Source organism: Photobacterium gaetbulicola, assembly GCF_003025515.1.
GTDB classification, from domain to species: domain Bacteria; phylum Pseudomonadota; class Gammaproteobacteria; order Enterobacterales; family Vibrionaceae; genus Photobacterium; species Photobacterium gaetbulicola.
In genome coordinates, this window is record NZ_PYME01000001.1 from 257414 (window position 1) to 282229 (window position 24816).

Genomic DNA, 24816 nt, shown 5'->3' on the forward strand with positions numbered 1-24816 from the left:
CGAACAAAACACATCCTTCATATAACCTCAGTAACAACCCACATATCGAAATTTAAGAATGACAAATTGTGCGGGTTGTATTGTGTAGAGGATAGACAAGGAAGAGTGTATGAAACGGCATCCAATAGCTGTCGCAGTAGGGATAGGCACCTTATTGATGGTAGCGGCTTGCAGTGATGATTCTACTCCCATTGCGCAAGAGCCAATCCCCGAGCCTACAACATCGATGAGCATCAAGGCGATTGATGGTTATCTTCATAATGCTTTTGTCTGGTTGGATTTAGATAGAGATTACCAATTTGATGAAAACGTTGAACCGAGTACGCGCAGTGAAAATGGCCTAGCAACTTTGGATGTTAGCGGTATTGACAATCCTGAGTCTTACCCGGTGGTGGTAAAGGCCATACAAAAGGAAACCATAGATTTAGATAACCCGGGTACCACGGTTGCCAAAAACTTTGTTATGTCAGCCCCCAGTGGGAGTGCAGTGGTGTCGCCATTAACCACTATGGTTGATTTCAAAATGCGTCAAGAGGGGATCAGTGAAGAAGCGGCCAAATCAGATATCGCCCAGATGTTCGGGATAGAGCCGGATCTGATAGACAGTGACTATCAAGATGCCGCGACCACGGGGGCAACTGTGGCGGTAAAATTGGTTCAGCAGTCGGCAAAGTCCATTGTAACGGCAGGTGTGTTGCCGGAGAGTGAAACTGAACTCGATGAAAATACGCTTGGTGGTATGGTTGAGCAAGCGATGGAGGAGGGGAGTCAAGTTGGTCAGGTGTTGATTGATGATCGAGGTGAGAACATTGCTGAAGATTATGATTTTGACCGGGTCGTTAGCGAAGAGAAAGCGGTAGAGGCAGATACCGACAAGGACGGTGTGGCAGATTCTGAAGATGATTTTCCTGAAAACCCGCTAGAGTGGCGTGATGTGGACGGTGATGGCCACGGTGATAACCTGGCTGATAAGTTCCCCACCAATAAGGATGAGTGGGAGGATAGCGACGGTGATGGTTATGGCGATAACTTAGCCGATCAGTTTCCTGACGATAAAACCGAATGGTCAGACTTTGACAAGGATGATATTGGTGATAACAGCGATCCCGACGATGACAATGATGATGTCAACGATGAGGATGATGCCTTTCCGTACGACGAAACAGAGTGGATAGATACGGATGGCGATACAATTGGGAATAACGCCGATACCGATGATGATGGCGATAAAGTCGATGATATCGACGATAAATTTCCGTTAGATGCCAGTGAATGGGCAGACAGTGATTCGGATTCTGTGGGGGATAATAGTGATCAGTACCCCAATGATCCTGACAAGTCAGTTGCCGATGTTGTAATTCAATATGCTTATCGCTCACCAATGTTCGTCGATATTCTGATGGATGTTAAAACATTGGACGTTGCACAAGACATTACAATCGAAACGCTGAATGATGCCAGTATCCGCCGCACTGAAAATACTGTTTATACCGTGCCCGACACGGAAGTCATCTTCGGCGAATGGGAAAGCCATGCCCTGTATAAAGATGATGGTACTTTCGAGCGAAGCAGCTTTGGGTATTATGACTATAATCTGGATGGCTATATCCAGTATGAAAGCCAATGGTTGGATATCGGTACATACACCCAAGGTCACGAGCGCTTCTGGCGCTATATTGATGAATCGGATGCTGCCCTTGAGGGGGGAAGTAACGGCACTGGCAGAGAATTTGATGAGATCGATATAGCCTCGCAAATTGCCAATGAGGATCTGAGCGGTGTTGATGCTATACAATACCTTACCATCGATTCTCGCAGTGAAGACGCGGTGACAACCACCACCACGAGGATCAAGCAGTACGTCATAGATGGTTGGACATTCGGAGATAGCGAAGGTGAGCTGAACTACAGCGCACAAGCGACAGCATCCATTGCCGATGGCGTTGTCGTTGACTATTACGATACTCGTGACTGGCAAGCAGACGGGATAGTTAACACTGCAATTGGCTTTGCCAAGCAAAACGATCAGCAATATACCTTCAGTTACTTCAGGCCGGTCTGGGCCGCACCGGAACAGCCATATTTTGAAGAATATGCCCAATATAGCTATATCAAAGATAAAGCCGATGTATTGGGTAATTACTGGTATGAAGTGACAACTGAATACGATGAGCAGGCAAAAACAAGATCTGTGACAGGTCAACGGTTCATCTTATCAAATACCGATAGTAAGCTCGTTGATGAAGCCTATCCGCAAGGTATGCTATTTAATGGCTATCATGCAGTAAGAACTGACCGTTCCGAGTCGGAATATACCGAAGCGGTCAACTGGAGCCACTTACCCATCTCCGATGGCTACTTCGCCTCTCCTGAGGGTAATTTTACAGTCAAAGAGATCGATGTTGGCCAGGACTACAAAGTATTCACCAAGCATGAGAATGGGTTATGGGTTGGCCAGCGCTTTGCCGAGTGGGGTTCACAGTTGGTTACCGATCTTGCGCAAGAGATTGAGTCGTTAAGAAGCAGCGGCTATGCCCTTGATGAGATAGACGCCAGCCTGCTGCCAGGGTTGAGCGACTACAACGGTATGCTGTTGGGTGAATCATTCCAATACGACGAGTCGGGTGAGGCAAGGCAGTGGTACGTCGTAACCAATAATGACTTGTTCACGCCCCTTCAAGACGGGGAGTATCAGTTGGTTCCGTTACAACTTACTCATAATGGGATCAAGCCTAACTGGCGAGTCAATGATAGCCAGAGCGGCACCATAGTGATTTCTGTCCCGCATACCGATAATCCTTGGAATTGGTACGATGCCTATTGGCGCTTAATGCTCAATGCTGATGAAGTCGAGCCACTGACGGGGGCATGGAAGAACTGGCTCGGGGAGTTTTATCTCAGCGAGGAGGAAGCCCAGGCTGCCATCATCCAACACGGCCGGATGTGTAATCTAGGCAATACCGAATGGGATGGCGGAATACCGATTGGTGAGCCGCAGTATACTGATTATGCAGCGTTACTGGAGGCGTGTTATTACCTGCAGGTCACTGAACAGGAAATAGTAGGTCAGTCGTACTACTTGTTTAACGGACAGGAGCTGCAGCAATGGCACTTCTATGACCAAGGTAAAGGGGAAACTGTATTTGCCGATGGTAGCTCTGCCAGCTTTGATTGGAGTGTCAATAATGATGGAGTCATTAAGGTTGATTATGAGTGGGGTCCGGTGGATTACTTCGCTTTTACCGGCCGTGATGAACAGCATATTGGCGTTAAAGTCTATAGTCAGTGGAATGACTTCGGAGAAGATAGGTTTAATATCTGGGCGGCACGGGTAACGACTTACCCACCCATGATAACCAGTTGTCCGTTAGATCAGGATAATGCGAGCTACGATGACTTTTATCAGGCAATTGCAGCGTGCGGCGGATATAACCCGATTGAAGGTGATTTCGAAAATACGCTTGCCGGAGAAACGTTTGTACGCGTCAGAAGCGATGGCGATACTCGTGCGTATCAGTTCCATGAAAATGGTCAATACAACTTGATACGAGCCGGTGATTGGCGCTCGCAAGAGGGAACGCTGTGGGAAGTTACTCCTGAAGGCTTCTTGAAAATAATGCCCGATGTGAATACCCAGAATGAGTTCATGTTACTGGCCCATCAGCAGTTCTATGACGACCAAAGTAGCTTTGTCGTGTACGAGCAATACACTGATGGTGCACAAAATCATAGTGATATATGGAGCTTTGTTTTCCGAGAGTATGAACAAAACCAGCCTCTATCTGTATGCAATACCGGTAACACCCCATGGAATGATGAGCTGGATCAACCCGCAGGCTATGCTGATGTACAGGCATACCAAGCGAGTGTTCAGCAATGTCAGGTCTTGACGGATAACCGGGCGCTGAAATTCACCGAAGATATGTTGGTAGGTAAAGAGGGCGATCAGCAAACAACTTGGCGTATCACAACGGATGGAGATGGAGAAAATATCCGCTTCAATCCAAATCGAACTGGTGCGTTTGTCGATCCAGAAGATGGCGAGTTTCCATTTGATTGGCAACTAGTCGACGGTCAGGTTCACTTGACGATTACTCACCCTGATTATATTGGCTCTTCTGAGATAATATCGATCACCGAGTCCGATGGTATCCAGTTTGTGCTCAAGTCGTTCTGGATAGATACCTCTGGCGAATGGGCTAACCCAGCCCCAGAGGAAGAAGAAGGTGAAATATGGGGATATATCATAGAGTTAGTTGATAAACAGTAGACAAATGGGAGCCTCCAGGCTCCCATTTTTAATTTGTAGGCTAATTTAAGCAGCGACTTCTTTGGATGGTGACTTGAAGATATTGAACACCGCTTTTACCGTGTAATACCCGCAGAGGGCGGTGAAGGAAATGGCTCCCACTGATTCGCCGAATTGCTCCGAAGCACCGATGAAATTGAATATATCTCCACCGAAATCTCTGACATGATCCAAAGCCCACTTGTATACCAGGTATAGCTTTGTGAGAGTAATAAAGACTAAATAAGCTTTACCATAGGGAGTGGTTAGGAAATACTTAACTTTATTCCAAAAACTTTTCACTTTTACTTTCAACCTCGTTACTTATTGGACGAGTAGAAGTGTAGATAAAATGAACGGTTGGAATTTACCACTTTGCGCCATAGGGGTTAATCGGGTGATTTGCCCGTCGGTGTTGTGATTTCTTCAAACGAAGCGACCTGATTTTTTCCATGCCGCTTGGCAAAAGTGAGGGCCTGATCCGCTTGGTGTAAGGCCAATGTTGGTGATGTCATGTCACCAAGTAAGGTATTGACCCCAATGCTAATTGTAAAATTTACGGTGCTATCAGCCGTTGATACATCGAGTTGGCTTACCCGCCACCGTAAGCGCTCTGCTAATAAGAGGGCGAACTCATGGGAGGTATGAGGCAGCAGGATGATAAACTCTTCGCCGCCCCATCGACCGATAAAATCCGATTGACGGATACTGGATTTACAGCATTGTGAAAATATTCTAATGACATCGTCACCGGTCTGGTGGCCATATGTATCATTAATCAGCTTGAAATCATCAATATCGATGTAGAGACAAGAAATAGGATAACTGTGTCTCTGGGCCTTCGCTATTTCATTACTCAGTATGATCTCAAAGCGGTTTCTGTTGGTGAGGCCTGACAGCGAGTCAACCGAGGCTTGCTGCTCGAGTTGATAAAAGTCGTTGTACTTTTCAGTAATGTCAATAATAGCTAACTGGATTGCTATTTCGCCTTCCCATTGAACAATCGATTCGGCAACGAGGACATGGGCGACTTTGCCGGAGGGTTTGGTAACTTTGAATGTCTGAACTCTTGGTCGCTCTACACCTTTGATCAAACGGTGATGGTGGGCGAGTGCTTGCTCCGGATTGACATCGACAAGCAAACTTAACAGGTTGGGAAGTGATAATTTGGCTGGGATCTTACTCAATCCAATGATGTTGCAAAGATTCTGATCCACATGAAGCACCTTGAATTCATCATGGATTAAAATGCCAAAATCAGAGGCAAAGGTATTATCAGGATCAAGCTGTATCTGTGGGAATTCAATCATTTAAATTATTACTACCGAATACATCCATGGTATGACCCAAATCGGTCAGCTACTGCGTCGATAAAAGCACTAACAAGAATAATATGTGACATTGATTCCAGAATTTCAAGCTAAATTACATTTTATAAGCAAGTAAATTCAGATAATCAGAGCTTTATCATCATTTCTAGCATGATATTCTGCGTGGCTGCAGAACAGTGCTTTGTGGCGTGGATTGATAAGAATACAACGTACTTTATTACTTAAAATGTTGGTTTTTATCCATTTACCAATTGTATGATTACAATGAGGTTGTAATGAGTCAGCAAAGTCAATTACCTGCAAAAAATACGGCATTAGAGTCAGATGATCGAAACACAGCGATAAAAGAAGCCATAACCTCTAAAAATAAAACGAAAGCAGCGGACCCTCGCCGAGCGACATTAATGGCATTACTAATTTGCATGGGTTTATTTGTTTTTTACCTGATTTGCGACAGGGTGATTCCCACAACCGATATGGCTAGGGTAAGGGCGAACGTTGTCCCTCTCGCGCCATTGGTGAGTGGCCCAGTTACTAACGTGCATGTCCAACCCAATGATATCGTTCGCGCAGGTCAGCCTCTTATAGAAATAGACAAAACGGATTATGTGATTGCCCTCAAGCAAGCCGAGGAAAACCTCGAAAAAGCGGGCAAGCAAGTCGGTGTACAAACTGCGACGGTTGAGTCGGCGCAAGCGCAATTGAGTGATGCTATGGCAAACCATGAAAATGTTCGCCGTCAGGCAAAGCGAGTTTTTTCGATGGTGGACAAAGGCATCGTCACCCAAGCCGATGCGGATAAGACTCATGCAGCTTTAGCCCAGGCGAAAGCACGTGTTGAACAAGCCAAGGCCTCTGTTGAGCAAGCAAAAGAGCAACTTGGTGCACAAGGTAATGAAAATACAGAAATACAGGCTGCGTTGCTTGCATTGCAAAAGGCACAGTTGGATGTAGAGCGAACCATTATCCGTGCTCCGTCTCAAGGGGTGGTCACTAACTTTAGGCTTGATGAAGGCATTTTTGCGAATAAAGGCCAGCCACTGATGACGTTTGTTGCTGGTGGCGATAGTTGGGTTGAAGCCTATTATCGCGAGAACAGCCTTGGCAACATTAAGCCCGGCAATAAAGTGGAAATCGCCCTTGACAATGTGCCGGGCGAGGTGTTTTTAGGTGAAGTTACCAGTATTGATTATGGTGTTGAGTGGGGACAGGCTCAGCAAGCAGGCCAACTAGCAACCGTGGCGCATCAGTCAGGCTGGCTGCGCCAAACCCAGCGTTTTCCCGTGATGATCCGTTTCGACCAACCGATACCCAAAGGTAGCCTTCGAGTCGGTGGGCAGGCTGATATCATGACGTATACCGAACAAGACTCAGTCATGAATCTGTTCGGCATGGTTTGGATACGAGTGATCTCTTGGTTCTCGTATATTCGTTAAAATTGCTGGGGGCGGAAAAATGCACACGGAACAAAGTCAAAAGATACTTCGTTACGTCGTTGGTGTGATGTTATCGCTGATCATTGCCTATGGTTTGAACTGGCCGCTAGCCTATGTGATGCCTGTGTTCGTTGCCAAACTGCTGGTCGATAAGCCCATTGCAGATAAGCGGGTGATGACTGAGCTGGGTTTATCGATGGTGGCTACTGTTCTGATTGCCCTGATGGTAACCAATGGGCTAGTCCAATATCCCCTTATTATGTTGGTGCTTATTGGGCTGATGATGCTATGGGCATATTTTCTTTTTCAGAACCCGAATTGGAACTTCTTTGCAACGATGCTGATGATTGCAGCACTACTATTGCCGTATTTGGGCCTTATGCAGCCGGTGATTGCCTTGGAGGCAGGAAAAGCGTTGATGCTGGCTGGGGGGGGGGCTGTTGCTGTTTATGGTATTATGCATTGGTTATTTCCTGCGCAGGGGGGCGAAATACCGAATGTAGTCACCAAATCCGCACAAGAGGAACGCCAAGCGCAGCAGGTGAGGTTACAGGAATCATACAAGGCACTGTTGATTAGTTTTCCTGTTATTGCTTTTTGCTACTTTTGTCAGCTGACAGGAGCTATTTTGACAATGATCTTTATTGGTATCTTGTCACTGCAGCTGACCGCTGCAAAGAGCGTAAAACTAAGTCTGTTTTTGCTTGTAACTAATATTGTTGGCGGATTGCTGGCCATTATGGCTTATGAGCTGCTGGTGACTGCACCGTGGTTTCCCTTCCTGGTTGCGATGATGGCCTGTTTTACCCTGATTTTCGCAGTGAAGATTTTTTGCCAGCCCGAGAAAGCGCCAATCTATGCCAGTATATTCTCGGCTTTGTTGGTTATATTTGGCGCCGTTGTTGCCAGTGATAGCAAATTGATTGATATGAACTTTTATACTCGAATCTGGCAGCTTATTTTAACCAGCGGTTACATGATCGTGGTGGCCACTTTTATTGAAAAGTGGCAATCAGCATCCTGTACAGGCGCGAAGCAACCTGCGCCGGTATTGCTAACCTAGCGGACAAATTTCTTGCGGTAGTCTTTTGGGGGAAATCCAGTCAGCTTTCTAAAAGCCCGTGAAAAGTGGGCGATATCTGCATAACCAAGCTCAACTGCTATATCTGTCAGGGAGAAGTCTTTTTCTTCCATTAGCCTACAGGCAGTGGCTAGCATGATATTCTCCCTAATATGCTTGAAACTGGTATGCTCCTGCGAAAGCCTGCGCTGCAGGGTTCGCGGAGTTGTTCCTAAAATCTTTGCTGCTTCAGTGATGGTCATTGATTGTTTGCACAAGTATGGGGAGAGTGCGAGATAAATAGATTCAATATAGGTAATCGTTTTAGGTGAATTGCTCGAGGAAGAAGAGACAGCAAAGCTAGCTGCTGAGTGGTAGGGTAAATTGAGTATTTCATTGCTAAGAGCAACCGCGCCAATTTTCCTTTTGGTGAAAAATTTGGTTTCCTTGCACTTCAGTATTTGTGCAAGCTTATCCGCAGCATCTGATTGCATGGCAATGTATGTCGGGGACCATGGCTGTTTAGTCGTGTGCCGAATAAACTCGACAAGAAACAGGATGGCAAAGATTTCCGACCAGACATAACCTTCGGTTTCCTCGATCGGTTTGTAGCGGCAGAGCCATGGTGTATCGTTAAAATTTTCTATGCTTAATTGGGTACTTGGGGATTCATGTAGCACCGCTGTTTTCATTTGCTCAATGGCTTCGCCAATACTTTTGGGATTATCCAGATGTGAAAGTAATTTAGGAATAAAATACTCCCGAATGGAAGTACGCAGAAGTTCACCGTAAAACTCTGGCTCAGCCCGCTCCGCCATCATACCCATGAGATTTCGTATAGGAGCCTCTGGCAGATATTCATGTTTATGTTGCATGATATCATCAGGTATACCCGCTGCACTCAGTAATGGATAAATATCTTTTTCAAAATGCTTAATTAAAGCAATAATCGTACTGGCATTGACAGTTTTTACTAGTGGTACCAACTGACCTTGTTGCATTGCTATACCTGTATATTTCCACTGTTTGTATAATTATAACGGTTTCGGCTAATTGGAATAAAGCTTTCTTCTGATAAAATTATAATTATCACATTAGAGCTGTTCAACGGACTTCATTGCTTTGTGTTGAAGGAATAATATGCTGCTGTTTTTTTGGGGTACACAGGCATACAAAACCGTACATCGTCAGTGTTGAGTTGGCATATCGAGGGCTCTACTCTTTACCATAAAGAACGCTGTTTTATTGGTGTGTGTAATGAGTTTAATTCAAGATGCTTTCAGTACTTATAAAGTCACCTGCCGCAACAAACCTAAGTCTATAGCGAAATATATATTACGTGGGGTGATTCACCGTAAATCATTGAAATTATTAAATGATAACTTTAAGTGTGGTGAAAGAAAGGTCGTTTTTCGAAATCAACCCGAGTTTGCGCTCAAGGCGATGCGGCCATATCTCAGAGCTGGTTTGAGTCGCATGATGGCTGTCAAAGCCGTGGTTAACCATCATGAATGGCTCGATAGTCATATCAACCTAACCGCTCGGCAGATGATTTATCAGCATGGCTTGACTTTGCACAGCTTCGATATCGGTGAAGAGACCTTTATGATTAAGTTTTTGTTCCTTGATAGTTATAGACGTGAAGGCGAGCTGACATTGGCACTTTGTGATAATACGGGAAATAAACGTTACGTAATTACCTTTACTGTACATGAAGGTAGTGCTTATATTGGCGGAGTGCAGGGAAGTGTTGATAACGATAATTTCAGCAGAAGGTTCACAAAAACAGTTTATGGTATTCGTCCTAAAGCCTTTGTGGTTGAGGCGCTAAGAATAGTGTTGAACTATTTTAATATTAATAATCTTTATGCCGTGAAAAACTCAGCTCATGTATATACCGATACAAGATATAAGAAAAAGCTAAATTTCAATTATGATCAGCTGTGGCGAGAGCAAAGAGGGGTAGAATTTAATGATTGGTATTATCATTTGCCTTTAATTAGTGAAAGAAAAGATATTGAGTTGATTAAGAGGCCGAAGCGGAAAATGTACAGAGAAAGATATACTTGGTTGGATAAGCTTGATCATGATTTAGCTGAAGAGTTAGCCAAAATCTCTATATGCTAAGATTATAGAAATCCGGGTCTATATGCCTGGTTTTCTAAATGCCTGTAACCTTTAAATTGCAAATGTATTTTGCAACTTAAAGGTTTATTTATGGCTTTTTGTGAATGATTAAAAATTAAATTAGCAATTAGGTGGTGCTTTCTAAATTACTGTCTTTTTAGGAAGGCTTCAAAAGATCGTTGTGCTTGATCAAGCTCAGCCATTAAACATTCAATATCGGCATGATTTCCTGTTTTAATTGCTTGATAAAGCTTGTTTCTACAATCAATGAGGTTGTCTCTGGCCGTTTTGTGTGAAAAAAGGCTACGTAAACTTTCCGCTTGATCCATAATTCTACCTCATTTAAACAACATGTTTAGATCAGTACGTCTGCGGATACCAAAATGCCATGGAAGCTAATTATTACCTTAATTATGAAAAAGATAGCATATCTAAGGCGTGTTGTACGGTTGCGGGTGTGACGAGGTTCACGGTTTTTGCGATGGTAATGCTAGATAAGCATGAAATTTGATTTTGTTTGTATAAATATCGACGGTGCGTAGATGAGTTGATTGGGTTGTTGGTTGGGGCGTCAATGAGACGGTGCCGTTATACGTTGTCATAAGCCACCAAACGCTAATTTTGGTGGCATAGGCGATTTATTCACTATTTAGTGAACGGGGCCTTTGGGGCCTAAACGTACAAGGTCTTTGCCGTTTTCATAGACGTCTTCTGTTACCCAGCGCCCCAACAGCAGTTGATGATTATCATCTAGTACTGCAATAAAACGACGGCCATCAGCATTGTTGGTAGCCAGGGCAACACCTGCAACATTGGTTAGGCCTAATCCACCGTTTTCAACGGCCAGCAGAAATGCCTCCAGTTCTTCGAGGCTTGAGATAACATCATTTTCGTTGATCATAATACTTCATCTTTTTGTGTTGTTGCTCCTCTTCGCTAAGACAAAGGTATACTGCCATTTGCCTTTGGAACAACTTGTTCGAGGAATGCCTCAACAGAGTATGGCTGCTAGAGGACGTGAATGCATTTTACAGAAGATAATGGGTAATTTAAATTTCGATTGATTTGGTTGTCTAAAATTGAACCGCCACCTTCGGGAGGGTGTCAGCCCATTCACTCCGTCGTTGAAGCTTTTTGAAAGGGACTGCCATTCCTGCAAACCTTCGCCTTGGATTGAAGGCGCTGACAACCCTCTGAATCCTGCACCTTGAAGTAACGTGGGTATATGCACTTGCTGCATAGAAAAAATCCGGTACATTAAAGCATTAGATTTACATCATGGAATATGCAGGAGCCTAACAGTAATGGAAAGCAAAACGTATGCAGTCATCGGCACAGGAGCTATCGGTGGTTATTATGGCGCTAGATTACACCACGGGGGCTTTGATGTTCATTTTTTGCTAAACAGTGATTATCAGCAAGTTCGCCAACAAGGTTTGAAGGTCGATTCCCATTTCGGCGATTTTTCCATTGCTGCTGATAGGATAAATGCTTACAACGTGACCAACGAGATGCCCAAAGCTGATGTTGTCTTAGTCGCTCTGAAGACGACCCAGAATGATTTACTTGAGGCTTTAATCCGTCCTTTGCTCAAATCAGATACGCTTGTTCTCTTGCTGCAAAATGGTATTGGCGCAGAGCAGGCACTCAGTAACCAACTTGAACTGGAATATACTGCCGGAGGGTTGTGTTTTATTTGTTCCAACAAAGTTGGACCTGGGCACATCCACCATATTGATTATGGTCGGTTGACTTTGGGGGTATATGGGGAGTCTGGAATATCAGCCTTGACCAGCGTTGCTGATGATTTTAAGCACTGTGGTGTAGAGGTAGACATAGAACACAGTATCCTCGATGCTCGATGGAAAAAATTATTGTGGAATGTGCCCTTTAATGGCTTGTCAGCTGTGCTGGATGCCGATACGGCTCAGATCATGGCTTGCCGTGAAACGGTCGCCCTGGCCAAAGCGATAATGTTGGAAGTGGGCCTTGTCGCAAAAGCGACAGGATCGTCGATTGATCCAAGTCTGATTGAAACCATGCTCAATAATACAGCCAAGATGAAGCCATATTTGACCAGTATGCTGCTTGATCGGCGTAACGGCCGTGAAATGGAATTACAGTATATGTACAGCAATGTTTTGGATATTGCTCGGCAACAGGGGGTTGAAATGCCAAAAACGGAAGCATTATACCAGCAGCTCTGTTTCCTCAATCGACAAATCACCAAATAGTGTTCTATTCTACTGTTGCTACCCGATTCATAGTTCTAGTTACTTGGGGATATTGATTCGGACTGGTAGACTGCGAATCCACTTTTTCTACCGTAACAGTTAATGCCCATGACTTTTGCATCATTGCAATTAAACAAGATGGTGTTGAGCGCTCTGCCAGACCAATTGACGACACCGACCGATATACAGCGTTTAGCTATTCCTGCCGTAATTAAAGGCAAAGATGTGCTGGCGTTAGCACACACGGGAAGTGGCAAAACCTACGCCTTTGGTTTACCGATGCTGCACAAGGTTGATGCAGGGCAAAGTACTCTTCAAAGCCTAGTGCTGGTTCCGACTCGTGAGCTGGCTTCACAGGTGACGGCGTCATTGCTCGACGTTGCCAGTCAGCTTGGTATTCGGGTGGCTATGTTATGTGGCGGAGTTGCTCCAGAGGCCCAAAAGGCTGAGCTGGAGCTGGGCGCTCAGATTGTCGTTGCTACACCCGGACGATTACTTGATTTTCTTAATAAAGGCTATGTGTCGCTAAAATCTTTGCAGATATTGGCATTCGATGAAGCCGATCGGCTGCTGGAAATGGGCTTTTGGCCGGACGTACAAAAAATAATCTCTTTTGCCCCGGCTGCGAGACAGACATTATTGTTTTCCGCCACCTTGCCCGAAACACTGGATCAGGCGGCGATGGGACTAATGGATAACCCAGACCGAGTGGCTGCCAGCAAGCAGAATAGTGTGGTTGAAGAAATCCATGAGCAGCTTTACTTGGTCAACAAGGGCAGCAAACCACAAGCACTGATTGCTTTGCTGCAACAAAATGACTGGCCGCAAGTTTTGGTTTTTGTCAGCGAGAAGAGTGCGGCTGACAGTTTAGCTAAAAGGTTGAATAAAAAGGGTATTGACGTTGCTGCCTTGCATGGTGATAAAGAGCAGTCGGAGCGTGAGCAAATCTTGGCCAATTTTAAGGCGCAGCAAACCCGAGTGCTAATCACCACTGATCTGCTTTCTCGCGGTATTCATGTTGATGCGTTGCCTGTAGTGATCAACGCCGATCTTCCTGACAATGCGCCAGTCTATGTGCACCGCGTTGGCAGGACAGCTCGTGCGGGTATGAATGGCCTGGCCATATCACTGGTATGCCATGGTGAAACCGTTGCCTTAAATGCAATTCGCAAACTCACCGGTCGACCGATGGAAACGACTGGGCTGGAAGGGTTTCTGGTGACAGATAAACCGGCCGATTCGACAGTTGGTGGCGAGCGAAAAAGGGCTCCGCGAGATAAAAAAGCCAACCGTCGCAGTCAGGCGAAACGCAGCATTAAGCAGTTTAAGCCCAAGAGAAACCATAGCTAGTACCCAAGTATAGATGAGTGGTTAAATAGTCATCAGGGTATTTCAGGAGACAGGAATGGAACAAATTTATTTTGCCGGCGGTTGCCTATGGGGCGTTCAGGAGTTTATGAAGCACCTACCAGGAGTTATTGCCACAGAGGCCGGGCGGGCTAATGGAACAACCGATACCACCCAAGGTGAATACGATGGGTACGCGGAGTGCGTATTGGTGCAGTTTGATGCCGAGGCCGTGACAGTGAAGCAGCTGATGGCGTATTTTTTTGAGATCATTGACCCATACAGCCTCAACAAACAAGGGGAAGATGTCGGTCTTAAATATCGTACTGGTGTATACAGTAGCGACTCGTTGCATCTCGCCCAGGCTCGGGAGTATATCGACTCTCGCAAAGATAAACCGCGCATTGTGGTTGAAGTGATGCCTCTGACCAACTACGTCAAAAGCGATGAAGAACACCAGGACCGGTTGTCACGCTTTCCAAATGACTATTGCCACCTTCCGTTGGGCTTACTGCACAAATATAAGAAACCAAACTGAGGGTGATTGATGGTTTTAAGTTGTTGAGCGACTGATTTTAAATAAAAGCCCGAGTTAACCTGGTTGACTCGGGCTTATCGCTTATCGCGATTACTCGCAAAGATCTAATTCGTTATGGATTAGCACCACACATTGAGAAGCAAAGATCATTTTTGGCCCGAGGCTGAGTTTTTGGGTGCCGAGGCGTTCCAAGCTTTTAAATGTCTTCTTCGGCATCGGAATGTGGTCAGTAAGCAAGAAACAGGAGTTGCCGCTGAATGCTTGTTCGCGGATTGATGTGCCTTTCTTGTCCATCATGTAAAGCTGATAATCTTCAGCAAGCTCTTTCACCAGCTTTTCGAAGCTTAGTGTGCGAACAGTAATGCCCGGTTCGACCTGACGCTCTTGCTCTTTGGTCATTCCGACTGATGCATCGAGCGCTTTGGCAACTTTTTTCAATAGTGCCTGCTCATGAAAACCTCCGATATTGGTCATTTCATTCGCTACAAAAGTTACCGTACGGGAGTAGTCCTGGGTACTCTCCAGTACCAGGTGAACGATCACGTCTTCACGGTGCGACTGCGCCACAAAGATCGAATTCATCAGAGTGTGGGCCAAAATTTCGGTGTGAGCTTCTTGGCCAACTGAAGCCAGTAGTTGCTGGCTGTCGGTAGGAGCGGATCGGGCTCGTAATACAAAGGCGCGCATTGAAGAATGTCCTACAGAAAAAATACTTTTGAATCAGTGTTCTGATAATCAGTCGAGAACTCTCGGCAATCAGAGGAGAAAGATTATCGCACCTTTACTGTGAGATGTAACTGAAATAATGCTTGTGAGCAACGAGATGGGTTGTAACTGATGATAAAAAGGCCGCTTGACTCGAGACGCTAATCCTTTCGCTCTGAACACCAGCAGACTGGAACAGAGGATGGTCCACCGCACTTCAGTTTTATTACGTTATTTTTAGGGAAAAAGAGGTGTGTATATGTCAAAATGCACCGTCTCCACCAAGAAACCTGGAATGTGATGAACTATCAAGCTGCTATTTTCGATATGGATGGTTTGCTTCTCGATACGGAACGCGTATGTATGCGTATCTTTAAAGAAGCATGCGAAGTGCAAAATCTTCCATTCCATGAAGATGTCTACCTCTCTATCATCGGCCGTAATGCGGCGGGAATCGAGGTGATTTTCCGCAAAGCCTATGGCGATGATTTAGACCGCCTGCATGAGGAATGGCGTACTCGCTACAACGGCGTGGTTAAGCACCAAGCCATTCCAGTTAAAGAGGGCGTGGTAGAGCTATTGGAGTGGCTTAAAGAACAGGGAACGCCTATCGCGATTGCTACTTCAACAGCCAAAGATGTGGCTAAGAAAAAAATAGAGCTGGCGGGTATCGACAAGTATTTTGATAACCTGACCACGGGTTGTGAGGTTGCCAATGGCAAGCCTCATCCTGAGATCTACCAGTTGGCAGCAAGCCGATTAAATGTTGAACCACAGTACTGCCTGGCGTTCGAAGATTCAAACAACGGTGTCAGGGCTGCAGTTGCCGCTAAAATGATGACCTACCAGATCCCTGACTTGGTACAGCCTTGTAATGAAGTTCGCCAGTTTGGTCATGCAATTTTACCTTCACTTCATGACGTACTTGCCCAGCTGAAAACGGCATAATCCTAAAAAGCCTCTTTTAACAGAGGCTTTTTAGTTTATAGCTTGCAGGTATTGTTGTTAGCTCTTTATCAAAACGCTTCAACGATACAGATTGGTGCATCAATATTGTATTGGTGTCCAGTTGGTTCGACTTCTCCTGTTATTCTGTTACGCCTAAAACTAACTATGTTGTCAGAGAATAAATTGGTTACGATTAACCAAGTCCCGTCAGAAGATAGAATAAAGTCTCTAGGATGATCCCCTAAACAATCAAATGCATTGAGCCTTGAAGGAGTGTCACCTGAGACGTTAAAAATACTGATCAGGTTTTGAGACCTGCAAGATACATAAATAAACTTTTCATCAGGCGAAAGGCGAATTGCGGAGGCTGCTTCACCATTTGCCTTATCAGTCAATAATTCACATTCATAAGAAATATCCCAAAGGCCATTATTTTGGGTCAGTACTATGAGGGTTTCGGATAGCTCACATACTACGTATGCGCGTGTTTCACTCTTGTTAAAAACAAGGTGGCGGGGCCCAGAGCCAGCGGGCATGATGACACTCTGCTTATGGGTAAAACTTTGTGGTTCTTCGCTGTTTTCATAGTGATAAAAATGGACTCTGTCTGTTCCAAGATCGACAAAAACCAAATGGTTTGACTGTTGTAAAAATGTGACTTGATGCGCGTGGGGTGATTGTTGGCGTTCGGTATGAGAGCCGTGGCCTTGCTCAAAAAGTTCTGTAATTAATTGTATCGGTCTACCAGCCTCATCAAGTTGGTAGACTGACACATTGCCTGAACCATAATTCGCAACGGCGAGGTGAGGAGCTTTTACATCAATGTGACAAGGGTAATCTCCTGCAATAGGTAGGTAGATATTACCCATACTTGAATTGAAGTAGAGCGCGGCACCTTCTTGTTGCGGTATTTCACTAAAACTATAGATACCATGTTCTGAAACGGCGAGATAGGTAGGGTTACGCAGAGATGCTAAATCTTCCTGTCGAAATAGCCTTCCGGTATTAGGGTCTAATGTGATATGTGCTATACCATTACTGGTGCTTGGTTTATCAGTATAGCTCCCAACATAAAAGTGCAGATGATTGTCAGTTGTCATAAATAGCCTTGATATTATTAAAGAAACCTTTATATACCATGCCTTTTGGCCTTGAGGTCGGCAATAATTTCAAGGGGGCAATAACTTGAATTGTGAGGCAGTTGACTAGTTTGTCTGTAATTGAAATGTGTAGCTTGCAATTGATAACCCGTATTTGTTATTAGCAGTATTCACCGATATTGTTGTCTAGAGCACAATAAATGAATCACCAATAACAACGGTGAATATGATCTTGCTTATGATGTTAAATATGAATATGCATGGCCTTCTAATTATGCATCGAACTTTATCAAGATGATGATGGTCACAATGACCTCCTTGCTGTTAGCCGATTGATCCTGTAAAAGATGTTTCCCCTTACCGCGGCATTCTTTAAAGCAGAGAAGGTATTATGAAATCAAAGATGTACTCAACGTTCGCTAGCCAATATGACGAAGTTATTCAAGACAACATCTACAATGCTCACCTAGAGCGACCAACGCTTCAAGCAATGCTGCCAGCACTGAATGATCTTGATGTTCTCGATCTTGGTTGTGGGTCCGGTGTATATGCCGAGTACTTGCTTAAGCAAGGTGCTAAATCAGTTACCTGTATTGATTACGCTGAAGAGATGGTTCAGTTGGTGGCTAGCAAGGTAAAAGAAGCGGGGTTGAGCAGTAAGGTGGTGGCTTATGCGCAAGACCTTTCAAAAGGGCTACCGAAGGAAAAGGATGCGAGTGTCGATTTGGTGATTTCACCATTGATGGTACATTATCTGGAAGATCTTAATCCACTTTTCAGCGATGTTCATCGTGTATTGAGGGCTGGTGGTTATTTTGTCTTTTCAACTCACCATCCGTTTGCGGATTTTGAATGTACGCAAAGTGGAAATTACTTCGAGCGAGAATTGGTGCAAGAAGAGTGGAATACCGTTGGCAAGCCAGTTCAAGTAAGCTTTTATCGTCGATCGCTGACTGAAATCACAAACGCTTTAACCCAGAATGGTTTGGTAATTACCCAGCTTACGGAAGGAGAAGTGTCTGAAAAGGTGAAAGAAATGGATGCCGGTCGTTACGAGTATTTATCGAAAAACCCAAACTTTATTTTCATTAAATGTCATAAGCTTGCTTAATCAATAGCAATAATGCTTGGGCAAAAGGCCGAGATAAGTATCTCGGCCTTATTTTTAGTTGCAGGTGCTGGTTAAGGCTCCGAAAAGGTGCGGACAATCGTCGTAACAATCATATCTATTTTATGCTCAAGTTCATCGCCTTCGGGTAAAGGCATTAGATCAAGGACTTGAGGCCAAAACAGCTGACCTTGTAGTAGGCTGATATAAATACTGGTGATGGTTTGGACATCTTGGGCGAATAACTTTTTCGCTGCGAGTGCTTGCTCGAACCATTGACTCACTGCGTGCGTATGATAAAGGCGCTGGGTAATGGATTTTGCAAGTTCAGGCTGACGGAAAAACTCCATTAGGATAGTTCGCGATAGTTCAATTCCATATACCTGGTAAATATTTTTCAATTCATGTTGTGTAATCAAGCGCAGTTGTTCATCTAGCGATTTATTTTCATCAAACTGATAGTGTTCTTCAACGACTGACTTTTCTCTTATTTCAGTCAGGACCGCTTCAAAAAGTAACTCTTTACTTTCAAAGTGGCGGTAAAGGGTTCGCTTCGACACTTCTGCTGCGGTGCAAATATTGTTCATATTGGCAGCCAAAAAGCCGTTAGCGATAAACTCTTGCTTGGCGGCTGTAATGATGGCCAACCTTTTTTGTTCTGAGCGCGACATCTCTTCAATCCGTGATGGTTTTCATTGATTTTAGCAACGTTTAGTTGCAAGGTAAACTCATGAGTTTACTTTTGGCTAAGGCTGAACTAAAATTCGCCGAATTCGTTGTACAGACTTTGAACGCCCCAGACAGGGGCTGATTTCTTCTTTCCTTTCCCTATTGGAGAATGTTTTGAAAAACATGCACAAAGTATCTGCCGGGTGCTCGTTGAAGACATTGGCGATGGCTGTAGGCCTGGCCATCACAGGTTTATCGTTATTTGGCTGTGGTCAAGAGACTGAGCCAAGCGTTGTGGCGCCTGTTGTGCGGCCAGCACTTACTGAAGTCGTGTCAGTGTCTCGTAGTGATAGCCTTAGCTTTAATGGCGTTGTTCGGGCTGCTGAGCGTGCGGAATTGGCTTTTCGTGTGGGTGGACGGTTGACTGAGCTACTGGTAGGCGAGGGCGAGAGAGTTAAGAAGGGACAGGTTCTAGCTCGGCTAGATTCACGGGATGCCATTACGGCATTGGCTTCAGCAAAGCTAGAGCTAAATAACACAGAAGCAGAATACTTGCGTGCAAAAGCGATCTATGACAAGAGTAAAGCGATATCAAAAAGCCAATTAGATGAGGTTACAACTCGCTATAACTTAGCTAAAAACAGACGTGATGAAGCACAACGCCAATTGGATTACACCCGGATAGAAGCCCCGTTCGATGGCATTATCGGTCGCAGGTACGTTGATAATTTCGTCCAGATGCAAGCTAATAACCCTGTGTTTACCTTACATGATATAGATGATTTGGAAGTCGTGATTCACATACCAGATAGCGTGATGCTATCGAGTGTCAGTGGCACGGAGGCAAAAGCTGAAATCAATGCCATTCCGAACCATCTATTTGATCTGTCATTGAAAACATTTGCAACCCAAGCCGATCCTGTCAGCCAAACCTATCCTGTTGTGTTGGGGTTCAAGGATATCCAAGGTTATCGGGTGTTGCCTGGGATGGCGGTGAAAGTGCTTCCAGTAGAAACCGGTGCGGTAAGTCAAAACTTCACCATCACCGTACCTTTAGTTGCTGTTGTACCAGACAACCAAGGCAAGCAGTACGTATGGGTCGTGGCAGCAGATAATACCGTGAGTAAACGCTACGTTGAAGTGGGGACATTAAGTCGCGACCGAGTGGAGATCATCAATAACCTGAAAACAGGTGAACAAGTGGTTATCGCCGGTGTTTCTAGCTTACATGATGGCATGAAAGTCCGCCCGATGGTTGACGATAGCATTGAGGCCAAATAATGGATATTGCTCGTTACACGCTGGCCAAGCGTACCAGTGTTTGGGTTCTTATTGGCCTGATACTGCTGGGTGGCTATATCAGCTACCTGAAGCTAGGCCGCTTTGAAGACCCTGAATTTATTATTCGTCAAGCTGTCATCAATACTGCTTATTCTGGTGCGACGGCACAAGAAGTCGCCGACGAAGTGACAGATGTTATTGAAGGGGCGGTTCAGTCTTTGCAGGAGCTGAAGGAAGTGAAGTCAGTTTCCAAGCAGGGTATGTCTGAAGTGACGGTCGAAATAAAGCTTGAGTTCGCCAAAACCGGCGCTGAGTTACAGCAAGTTTGGGACAAATTACGTCGTAAGGTCGCTGATGCACAGCGGTTGTTACCACCTGGCGCAGGGCCTTCGATTGTTAATGACGACTTTGCTGATGTATACGCATTGTTTTTTGCGGTTACGGGAGATGGCTTTAGTGACAAGCAACTCCAAGATTATGTGGATGGTTTACGTCGTGAAATGGTGCTGGTTCCGGGTGTAGCCAAAACAGCAACATTGGCGGAACGTCAGCAAACGATTTTCGTTGAGATCTCGAGAGAGCGGCTGGCATCCTTTGGCGTGTCGGCAGAGCAAGTGTTCCAAGTGTTGCAAAAGCAAAACTTAGTGACGGTTGCTGGCGCTATCGAGACACAAGACATGCGTATTCCGGTCGTACCTGTTTCCAATATCCGCTCTTTTGATGATTTGCGTAACTTGCAGATTGGTGTTGGCCAGCACAATACCGTAATGCGCCTTGGTGATATTGCCAGCGTTACCCGTGGCTACCAAGAGCCGGCCAGCATGTTGATGCGTTACAACGGTCAACGGGCGGTGGGTTTTGGTATCTCAAACGTCACCGGCGGCAACGTCGTTGATATGGGGGATGCCGTAAAGGCACGCTTGGCTGAACTTGAAGGCCAACGCCCCTTGGGGATGGAGCTCCACATCATCTCAATGCAGTCTGATTCGGTAAGGGATTCAGTTGCAAACTTCATTGATAACTTAATTGCTGCGGTTGTGATTGTTTTCGTGGTTCTGTTGCTGTTTATGGGGGTGCGATCAGGCTTGATCATTGGCTTTGTGCTATTGCTCACTGTTGCCGGTACGCTGTGCATTATGTTTATCGAAGACATCGCAATGCAGCGCATCTCCCTGGGGGCGTTGATCATTGCTTTGGGTATGCTGGTGGACAATGCCATTGTGGTGACCGATGGTATCTTGGTTCGGTTGCAGCAAGAGCCTGAACAAGACAAAGAAACCATAGTGGCAGAAGTTGTGGATGCAACAAAATGGCCATTGCTGGGGGGAACCGCAGTGGGTATTTTTGCTTTCAGTGCCATCGGCCTTTCCCCTTCCGATATGGGCGAATATGCAGGCTCGCTGTTTTGGGTCATCCTTTATTCCATGTTTTTGAGCTGGGTGTTTGCTGTTACTGTCACCCCGATGCTTTGCTACGACTTCTTGAAAGTCAAAGCCGTTAAGGGGCAGGCTAACGTTAGCCCGCTGATGGCTATGTACAAAGCGGTGCTGGTTTGGGTTTTGCAGCATCGTCTCGCGACAGTACTCATGCTTGTTGCTTTGTTGGCGATGGCGGTTTACAGCTTGCGATATGTTCCGCCCGGTTTTATGCCTGAATCACAACGGCCGCAGTTTGTCGTGGATGTGTATCTTCCTCAGGGCTCCGATATTCATCGTACTGAGAAGCTTGTTGCGAAAATCGAATCAGACGTGAAAGCCAAGGAAGGGGTGACGAATATTACGAGTTTCATCGGCGGTGGCGGCCTTCGTTTTATGCTGACTTACGCCCCGGAAGCACGGAATAGCAGTTACGGGCAGTTGCTGATTGACATTGATGACTATAAAAAGATTGCGCCCCTGTTGGTTGAGTTGCAGGATGAGCTGTCGGCTAAGTACCCGGATGCCTCGATTAAAGTGTGGAAGTTCATGCTGGGCCGAGGTGGTGGCAAAAAAATCGAAGCTGGTTTCAAAGGTCCAGACAGCCATGTATTGCGCCAACTTGCCGAGCAGGCCAAGGACATCATGTACGCGGATACTAACCTTATCGCGATACAAGATGACTGGCGTCAACAGGTGCCTGTGTTGAGTCCGGTCTATTCGCCGGAAAAAGCCCAACGTTTTGGCTTGACCACCCAGGAGATTAATCAGGCTATTGCTCAAACGTTATCTGGGCGTAATGTAGGTGTCTATCGCGAAGGGGATAACCTCATTCCAATTGTGGTGCGCTCGCCGGAAAATGAACGTGGCCATCAACGTGCAGTTGAAAACACCGAGGTGTTTAGTTCAGCGGCTGGTGGTTTTATTCCAGTCAGTCAGTTGGTTGACTCGGTAAATGTGGTATGGCAAGACGCCATCTTGCGCCGTATCAATCGTATGCCCACGATTTTGGTACAGGCTGATCCCGCTCCAGGTGTATTGACTGCGGATGCGTTCAATAGTGTTCGAGGCCAAATTGAAGCGATTGATTTACCGCCGGGTTACGAGCTGATTTGGTATGGCGAATATAAAGCATCGAAGGATGCCAATGAAGGGCTGGTTATATCTGCACCTTATGGGTTTGCCGCAATGATTCTGTCGGTGATCTTTATGTTCAATGCTATCCGCCAGCCTTTGGTGATTTGGCTCACTGCGCCATTAGCCGTCATCGGAGTGACTGTGGGACTGATTGCTTTTCAAACGCCGTTTGAGTTTATGGCAATATTGGGTTTCCTCAGCCTGATTGGCATGATGGTAAAAAACGCGATTGTATTGGTAGATCAGGCGGATATGGAAATCGCACATGGCAAAACGCCATACTTTGCGATCATAGACGCGGCCACCAGTCGAGCCAGACCGGTTTTGCTTGGCGCGCTGACTACAATCTTGGGGGTTGCGCCATTGCTGATCGACCCGTTCTTCAAGAGCATGGCGGTGACCATTATGTTTGGCCTGTTGTTTGCCACTGTCCTTACCTTAGTGGTTATTCCGCTATTTTATGCCTTGTTTTTTAGGGTGAAAATCGAGAGTTGATAAAAAGGCGAATCATGTGATTCGCCTTTTTTACAGTGAAACATGGGTGATATCGACAGTTTGGTCATAATAATTCGTGGGATTTAGATTTTTTGCTCTATAGTGGTACCTGCTGTTGCAATTATTATCTAATATGTCAGTGGTTTATAACAGAGCTAACAGTTAAAGGAAGAGCTGATTATGTATCCGTTTATGCGTCTAGCAAAAGTGATGTGGCAAGCCAAGCGCAACTCTCCGGTTCACATTACCGACAAAAGTGAAATTTCATTCTCTTGCCGTCCATGGGATCTCGATATTTTTAATGAAATGAACAATGGGCGAGTTCTTACCCTGTATGATTTGGGGCGAACTGAATTAGGGATTCGCTGCGGGTTGATGAAAGTCTTGGCGAAAAAACGGTGGGCGTTGGTGGTTGCAGGCAGCTCGGTGCGCTACAGAAAACGCATACATATGTTTCACAAGGTAAAAATGTACTCACAGTGTGTCGGTTGGGATGATAAATGGCTGTATGTCGAGCAGTCGATGTGGGTAGACGGCAAGCCGTGCTCGTCGGTGTTAGTTCGGGCTGGAGTGACGTCTAAGAAGGGGTTGATTTCACCGCACGAATTGCTGGAAGCGATGCACGAGCCGGTGAATACACCCATATTGCCACAATGGGTAACCGAGTGGATTGATTCTGAGCAGCACCGGCCGTGGCCACCTATTGGTCAGTAATCGGATTTTAGTCGTAGAGAGATAAACAGCGAAGAGCCCAGTAGGGCTCTCCGGCAACTAAATCAAGCTTAATCGAGTAACTCACGTTTGATGACGGTCATTACACCCGCATCGCGATGGCTTGGTGCTGAAAAGCGCGCGACTTGTTTCACTTTAGTGTGGGCATTGTCCATGGCATAAGAGTGGTAGCTCGCTTTGAGCATTTCTAAATCATTGAGGTAGTCACCAAAGCTCATGGTCTGCTCATAACTAAAGCCAAGCGTGCTCTGCAAGTGTTCAATCGCCGCTCCCTTGGAGGCATTGGCATTCATTACATCGAGCCAGATCCTGGCACTCACGACGACTTGATGGCTCTGGCCAAATTCGCGGTCAAAACTTGGAAATACATGCTCTTCGGTGCCGTCGAAATGACAAATGGCGACTTTAATGAAGTCATCGTCGACAGCCAAGAGGTCGTTGACATACTGACAGCGCTGGTAGTACTTGGCAAATTCGTTGAGCGCTATTGGGTCTTGAGTTTCAATGTAGGCTGACTGAGTTCCGCACAAGACAATATGTGTACCATCAATTGCTCTCGCCTGCTTGATAATCGCCGCAATAGAAGGCTTGTCAATCTCACAGCGGTATAGCTCTTTACCCTGATGCATCACCATGGTGCCATTTTCGGCAATAAACATCATATCATCGCTAACTGGCGCGAACGTCTCCATCAAGCTGTAATACTGACGACCCGATGCTGCTGCAAAGATAATATCTCGTTGCTCTAACTGCTGGTAAACCGAATAGAAATCTTCGGGTAGTTGGCTATTCTCATCGAGTAGTGTCCCGTCCATATCGACGGCAATAAATTTGATGTCTTTAGTTGGCATAGTGGGTGTATTGT

General features: G+C 45.5%; 21 protein-coding genes. 12 read left to right on the forward strand and 9 right to left on the reverse strand.

Annotated features, from left to right (window positions below):
- Window positions 1-109: 109 nt before the first annotated feature.
- Window positions 110-4270: a hypothetical protein gene (locus C9J03_RS01045; protein ID WP_052829606.1), complete on the forward strand. Its 4161-nt coding sequence runs from the start codon at window positions 110-112 to the stop codon at window positions 4268-4270.
- Between the two features lie 45 nt (window positions 4271-4315).
- On the opposite strand, the gene C9J03_RS01050 is transcribed toward C9J03_RS01045, so the two are convergent.
- Both C9J03_RS01050 and C9J03_RS01055 read right to left on the reverse strand, forming a co-directional pair.
- Window positions 4316-4603 carry a hypothetical protein gene (locus C9J03_RS01050; protein ID WP_231580629.1) on the reverse strand — a complete coding sequence of 96 codons (288 nt, stop codon included), beginning with the start codon at window positions 4601-4603 and terminating at the stop codon, window positions 4316-4318.
- Window positions 4604-4677: 74 nt separating this feature from the next.
- Window positions 4678-5598 (reverse strand): GGDEF domain-containing protein, encoded by a 921-nt coding sequence (locus C9J03_RS01055; RefSeq protein ID WP_052829607.1) that lies wholly within the window; start codon window positions 5596-5598, stop codon window positions 4678-4680.
- A gap of 296 nt (window positions 5599-5894) precedes the next feature.
- Between C9J03_RS01055 and C9J03_RS01060 the strand changes: the two genes are divergently transcribed.
- Both C9J03_RS01060 and C9J03_RS01065 read left to right on the forward strand, forming a co-directional pair.
- Entirely contained in the window at window positions 5895-7055 is a 1161-nt protein-coding gene (locus C9J03_RS01060) for an HlyD family secretion protein (RefSeq protein WP_044620992.1), read from the forward strand.
- 19 nt (window positions 7056-7074) lie between these two features.
- On the forward strand, window positions 7075-8118 hold the full coding sequence (locus C9J03_RS01065) for a DUF2955 domain-containing protein (protein WP_044620993.1): 1044 nt from the start codon (window positions 7075-7077) through the stop codon (window positions 8116-8118).
- Here C9J03_RS01065 and C9J03_RS01070 read toward each other — a convergent pair.
- Window positions 8115-9116, reverse strand: coding sequence for a helix-turn-helix domain-containing protein (locus C9J03_RS01070; RefSeq protein WP_044620994.1), 1002 nt, complete (start codon window positions 9114-9116; stop codon window positions 8115-8117). The two genes, C9J03_RS01065 and C9J03_RS01070, sit on opposite strands and share 4 nt — an antisense overlap.
- Window positions 9117-9372: 256 nt before the next feature.
- Here C9J03_RS01070 and C9J03_RS01075 point away from each other — a divergent pair, with 256 nt between their 5' ends.
- Window positions 9373-10242, forward strand: coding sequence for a VirK/YbjX family protein (locus C9J03_RS01075; protein ID WP_044620995.1), 870 nt, complete (start codon window positions 9373-9375; stop codon window positions 10240-10242).
- Window positions 10243-10388: 146 nt separating this feature from the next.
- On the opposite strand, the gene C9J03_RS01080 is transcribed toward C9J03_RS01075, so the two are convergent.
- Both C9J03_RS01080 and C9J03_RS01085 read right to left on the reverse strand, forming a co-directional pair.
- A complete protein-coding gene (locus C9J03_RS01080; protein WP_044620996.1) occupies window positions 10389-10571 on the reverse strand; it encodes a hypothetical protein in 183 nt (60 codons plus the stop codon).
- A 320-nt stretch (window positions 10572-10891) separates the two neighbouring features.
- The gene (locus C9J03_RS01085) at window positions 10892-11143 is read right to left on the reverse strand and encodes a hypothetical protein (RefSeq protein ID WP_044620997.1); all 252 of its coding nucleotides are present in this window, start codon (window positions 11141-11143) and stop codon (window positions 10892-10894) included.
- A 403-nt stretch (window positions 11144-11546) separates the two neighbouring features.
- Here C9J03_RS01085 and C9J03_RS01090 point away from each other — a divergent pair, with 403 nt between their 5' ends.
- From C9J03_RS01090 to C9J03_RS01100, 3 genes are all read left to right on the forward strand, one after another.
- Window positions 11547-12476: a putative 2-dehydropantoate 2-reductase gene (locus tag C9J03_RS01090; RefSeq protein ID WP_052829608.1), complete on the forward strand. Its 930-nt coding sequence runs from the start codon at window positions 11547-11549 to the stop codon at window positions 12474-12476.
- Between the two features lie 108 nt (window positions 12477-12584).
- Window positions 12585-13826 (forward strand): DEAD/DEAH box helicase, encoded by a 1242-nt coding sequence (locus C9J03_RS01095; RefSeq protein WP_044620998.1) that lies wholly within the window; start codon window positions 12585-12587, stop codon window positions 13824-13826.
- Between the two features lie 55 nt (window positions 13827-13881).
- Window positions 13882-14361, forward strand: coding sequence for a peptide-methionine (S)-S-oxide reductase (locus tag C9J03_RS01100; protein WP_044620999.1), 480 nt, complete (start codon window positions 13882-13884; stop codon window positions 14359-14361).
- 90 nt (window positions 14362-14451) lie between these two features.
- Here the strand turns inward: C9J03_RS01100 and trmY are convergent, their stop codons facing one another.
- Window positions 14452-15048, reverse strand: coding sequence for a tRNA (pseudouridine(54)-N(1))-methyltransferase TrmY (trmY, locus tag C9J03_RS01105; RefSeq protein WP_044621000.1), 597 nt, complete (start codon window positions 15046-15048; stop codon window positions 14452-14454).
- Between the two features lie 318 nt (window positions 15049-15366).
- On the opposite strand from trmY, the gene C9J03_RS01110 reads away from it, so the two are divergent.
- Window positions 15367-16014, forward strand: a complete 648-nt coding sequence (locus C9J03_RS01110; RefSeq protein ID WP_044621886.1) for an HAD family hydrolase — start codon at window positions 15367-15369, stop codon at window positions 16012-16014.
- Window positions 16015-16082: 68 nt separating this feature from the next.
- Here the strand turns inward: C9J03_RS01110 and C9J03_RS01115 are convergent, their stop codons facing one another.
- Window positions 16083-17114, reverse strand: a complete 1032-nt coding sequence (locus tag C9J03_RS01115; protein WP_044621001.1) for a lactonase family protein — start codon at window positions 17112-17114, stop codon at window positions 16083-16085.
- Window positions 17115-17505: 391 nt separating this feature from the next.
- Here C9J03_RS01115 and C9J03_RS01120 point away from each other — a divergent pair, with 391 nt between their 5' ends.
- On the forward strand, window positions 17506-18225 hold the full coding sequence (locus C9J03_RS01120) for a class I SAM-dependent methyltransferase (RefSeq protein WP_044621002.1): 720 nt from the start codon (window positions 17506-17508) through the stop codon (window positions 18223-18225).
- A gap of 71 nt (window positions 18226-18296) precedes the next feature.
- Here C9J03_RS01120 and C9J03_RS01125 read toward each other — a convergent pair whose 3' ends face one another.
- Window positions 18297-18893 carry a TetR/AcrR family transcriptional regulator gene (locus C9J03_RS01125; protein ID WP_044621003.1) on the reverse strand — a complete coding sequence of 199 codons (597 nt, stop codon included), beginning with the start codon at window positions 18891-18893 and terminating at the stop codon, window positions 18297-18299.
- 181 nt (window positions 18894-19074) lie between these two features.
- Here C9J03_RS01125 and C9J03_RS01130 point away from each other — a divergent pair, with 181 nt between their 5' ends.
- From C9J03_RS01130 to C9J03_RS01140, 3 genes are all read left to right on the forward strand, one after another.
- Window positions 19075-20172 carry an efflux RND transporter periplasmic adaptor subunit gene (locus C9J03_RS01130; protein ID WP_044621004.1) on the forward strand — a complete coding sequence of 366 codons (1098 nt, stop codon included), beginning with the start codon at window positions 19075-19077 and terminating at the stop codon, window positions 20170-20172.
- On the forward strand, window positions 20172-23219 hold the full coding sequence (locus C9J03_RS01135) for an efflux RND transporter permease subunit (RefSeq protein WP_044621005.1): 3048 nt from the start codon (window positions 20172-20174) through the stop codon (window positions 23217-23219). The genes C9J03_RS01130 and C9J03_RS01135 overlap by 1 nt, the downstream gene beginning before the upstream one ends.
- A 180-nt stretch (window positions 23220-23399) precedes the next feature.
- Window positions 23400-23933 carry a thioesterase family protein gene (locus C9J03_RS01140; protein ID WP_039465925.1) on the forward strand — a complete coding sequence of 178 codons (534 nt, stop codon included), beginning with the start codon at window positions 23400-23402 and terminating at the stop codon, window positions 23931-23933.
- A 68-nt stretch (window positions 23934-24001) separates the two neighbouring features.
- Here the strand turns inward: C9J03_RS01140 and C9J03_RS01145 are convergent, their stop codons facing one another.
- Window positions 24002-24802, reverse strand: coding sequence for a Cof-type HAD-IIB family hydrolase (locus C9J03_RS01145; RefSeq protein WP_044621006.1), 801 nt, complete (start codon window positions 24800-24802; stop codon window positions 24002-24004).
- Window positions 24803-24816 lie beyond the last annotated feature (14 nt).